Here is a 3,072-nt window from a genome sequence, read left to right as displayed (position 1 = left end):
TCGAAGACGCTATCAAGCGCTACATCAAGGCGCACAACAAGAATTCCAAGCCATTCCTCTGGACCGCAACCCCAGCCTCAATCTTCGAAAAGCTCGCTCAAATCCCTGAACCATCCGAATGAGTCAGTGCACTAGACGGCGATCACACTCATGGTTGAGTCTCACGGGAATGGAGCGCAATATATTCACGCAGGGCATTGTTGATACTGGCTTGATAGCCGTCGCCGATCCGCGTCTTGAACCAGAAAATCAAGTCGGCATCGAGCCGCAATGTGATTTGCTGTTTCACCGGTCGAAAAAACACCCCGCGCTGGGCACTATTCCAATCCCTTTGCTCAGGGATCACCTGCATATTGATCTGACCGTCCGGCAAAGCGGCCAAAGCTTCAAGCTCGGCCTTCTGCGGTTCGATCAACTTAGAAGTCCCCTTCTTCATAGGCTTTCCTTTCATGAGCTGTCGCCTTCCGGGCGCTGATCATGCGGCCAATCTCATCCTGTGTGGTAGGATCAGGCTCTCAGCGGAAATCAAAAACCAAGGAGAGCCAGGTGATATTCAGCGACGCGACCGCCGCCGACATATTGGAACTGGTTGAGCTCATTAACGCAGCCTACCGGAACCCCGGCGACAAGCCGGGATGGACGGACGAGCGCCGCTTGCTAGAAGGCCCGCGCACCGACAGCGCGTCGCTCACCAGCGAGATGGAGGGCGGCCGGTATCTGATCGCCAAAGAGCGCGACGACAGTCCAATCGTCGCGTGCGCACGGATCACCCCCGAGGATGATGGCGCTTGGTATGTCGCGTCGATCGCTGTCAAAGCCGCACAACAGGGTTGCGGGTGGGGCCGTCGGCTCCTGGACGAGATCGCGCGTCGGGCACGCGCTGCGAATGTGTGGACGCTCCGCATCACCGTCATCAACCTCCGGGAAGAGCTGATCGCCTGGTATGAGCGGCGGGGCTTTGTGCGGACCGGTGAGACTGAACCATTCCCCTATCACGACCCGCGTGTAGGTCGACCGCTTCGCGGCGATTTGGTCTTGGTCAAGCTGGAGATGCCTTTGTGACGACGCGCCAGATTGCGGTATAAACTAAGGCCTGTTCGAGCTTGCCGCTCGATCTGGCGTGGCAGGTTTACGAACAGATCGGGCGGGGCGATCATCCTGAACCTCAGCCGTGAATGCAGCGGGGGGGGGGGGATCGGCGCGGTATAGCGCGTTCGATATCGCCACGACATGGACATAAGGCATATTCCCCTCCTTCCAAGGCGCCACCATGGCGCCAGACTGACAGCATATAATGCCGCCTAGTGTGCCGTCTCTGAAATATCTAGCCATAAGCCCATAAAGGTGATTCCCTGATCGCCGAAGATCTCGGAGGGTGTCAGGATGGCGTGGGGACAGGCGGTTCGGATCAGAGTGACGTGGCGTAACCAAGCTGAGCGTAGGTGTCGATTACAGCGAGTCTCCCCATTAACTGTTATCTTGAAACGCCTAGCATCCCCGTGTCTCAAGTTAAATGACAAAGTCGCTGAACCAGGAAAATCTCAGCTTTAAGCGTAGGCCGACAGCTGGCGCGGATCGATATTACGCAGAGTGCGCTGGGCCGCGTGGTCGGGTCGGCGCGTGAGACGGTGAACCGGCGGTTGCGGGACCTTGAAATGCAGGGGCTGATCGCCCTGTCGCCAGGGCGGATCACCATTCTCGATCGTGCCCGGCTGGCGGCACTGGTATCGTCGATCTCGCCGGTGGCATGATCAACCGAGCGGGCTTTGTGCAAGAAACACCGGCAGATCGTGGACGATGAGCGGGTAGGCCGCGATTGCGAAACCCATGACCAGCAAGATGGCTGCCACGAATGGCAGGGCGGGAACGACATTCGAGGCCAGTTCGCGAAGTTTGGAATGTTTGCCAGGCTTGTTGAAACTGGCGAGTTCGTGGTCGGTCGCGCCGAGCGATGTAACCGCGGTTGCCTTGGGTTCCGCGAGGACGATGTGGCGATAATCGTTGTACATGTCGAATGCCTTTCTGATGGAGGGCGATCATGTCGCCGTCCAGGCATTCATAGTCATTTCATGTCCTGCGTTCTGTGATTGGCGTCACATAACTCGTTTCGGGGGCGCTATCAATCGCGCATGATCCGTTCAGGCGAGCAGATCCTGCATGTCGGTGGCGTGGTCTTCCTCGTCCTGCAGGTGCTATGACGCGCCAGCTCACCCGATGTGACACTCGGCGAGCGCTCCAAGGCAGCTGCAATCTGCACCACGCCCCAACAATCCTGCTGCCTAACCTCGATCAGCTTACGATCAATCACCGTCAGCGCCCGTCGCAAACGTATCATCCACCAACCCTATTCCATCGGGCCGCACGGTGGTGTTCGCTACGAAACTTGAATCCGCCATCCAGTAATCCCTGCACCTTGGCTCAGCCGATCTTCGCCAACACCGTGCGTCCGAGTTGCTGCATTGCTTCCGCCGTCATTTCTGCTCCGGCTTGCATAAGCTGCACGCGTTTTGCGCCCGATAAGGTTCCATCCGCTTCAGCCGCCGCAAACAACCCCTTCAGCGCCTCATGCACGCGCCGCTCAATCGTTTCTCGCGTCTGCTCGTTCGAGACATAGTAATGCTCCTCATAGCCCTTGAGTGAAGCCGCCATCTCCAGCGCTCCGGCCCGCGCCGCCAGTAAAGCAAGGCTGTCAGCAAAGATGACCGATGCTTGCTGATCGTCCAATTCCGCGACCAATGGCAATACCTCGCGCGCCGCACCGGATGCGGCCCTATTGTCCGCCGCCAATAGGCAATAGCTCGTCAGATTCGTGAGGTCGTAAGCAAGACGATACCAATCGCGGCGGGACCGGTTCTGCACTGCATTGCACATCGCCAGCTCAATCGCAGCTTGATATTCACCGCGGGTCGCCTGGATTTCAGCAAGGTTGGTGGAGACCTCACTCATCCCCTCATTACGTAGCCGGCATGGAATTGCCGAATATGCCGCTGCTGCGCAGCATTTCCGTGAACCGCCGCATCAGGGGCAGTAGCCGGTGCTTCGGCATGTTCGGGATCAATTCATAGAGCATGC

At 58.1% G+C, this 3,072-nt stretch carries 5 protein-coding genes; 2 read left to right on the top strand and 3 right to left on the bottom strand.

Annotated features, from left to right (window positions below):
* Window positions 1–148: 148 nt before the first annotated feature.
* On the bottom strand, window positions 149–451 hold the full coding sequence (locus tag AruPA_RS21520) for a BrnA antitoxin family protein (protein ID WP_265638774.1): 303 nt from the start codon (window positions 449–451) through the stop codon (window positions 149–151).
* Window positions 452–546: 95 nt separating this feature from the next.
* On the opposite strand from AruPA_RS21520, the gene AruPA_RS21515 reads away from it, so the two are divergent.
* Together AruPA_RS21515 and AruPA_RS21510 are read left to right on the top strand one after the other, a co-directional pair.
* On the top strand, window positions 547–1,062 hold the full coding sequence (locus AruPA_RS21515) for a GNAT family N-acetyltransferase (RefSeq protein WP_265638773.1): 516 nt from the start codon (window positions 547–549) through the stop codon (window positions 1,060–1,062).
* A gap of 476 nt (window positions 1,063–1,538) precedes the next feature.
* The gene (locus AruPA_RS21510) at window positions 1,539–1,751 is read left to right on the top strand and encodes a helix-turn-helix domain-containing protein (protein ID WP_322784420.1); all 213 of its coding nucleotides are present in this window, start codon (window positions 1,539–1,541) and stop codon (window positions 1,749–1,751) included.
* Here the strand turns inward: AruPA_RS21510 and AruPA_RS21505 are convergent, their stop codons facing one another.
* Window positions 1,752–2,009 carry a hypothetical protein gene (locus AruPA_RS21505; RefSeq protein WP_265638772.1) on the bottom strand — a complete coding sequence of 86 codons (258 nt, stop codon included), beginning with the start codon at window positions 2,007–2,009 and terminating at the stop codon, window positions 1,752–1,754. It abuts the gene before it with no gap.
* 409 nt (window positions 2,010–2,418) lie between these two features.
* Window positions 2,419–2,946, bottom strand: a complete 528-nt coding sequence (locus AruPA_RS21500) for a hypothetical protein (RefSeq protein WP_265638771.1) — start codon at window positions 2,944–2,946, stop codon at window positions 2,419–2,421.
* Window positions 2,947–3,072 lie beyond the last annotated feature (126 nt).

It is taken from the genome of Acidiphilium sp. PA, assembly GCF_026191915.1.
In the GTDB taxonomy this organism is placed as follows: Bacteria; Pseudomonadota; Alphaproteobacteria; order Acetobacterales; family Acetobacteraceae; genus Acidiphilium.
This window is presented reverse-complemented; position numbering and strand designations above follow the sequence as displayed.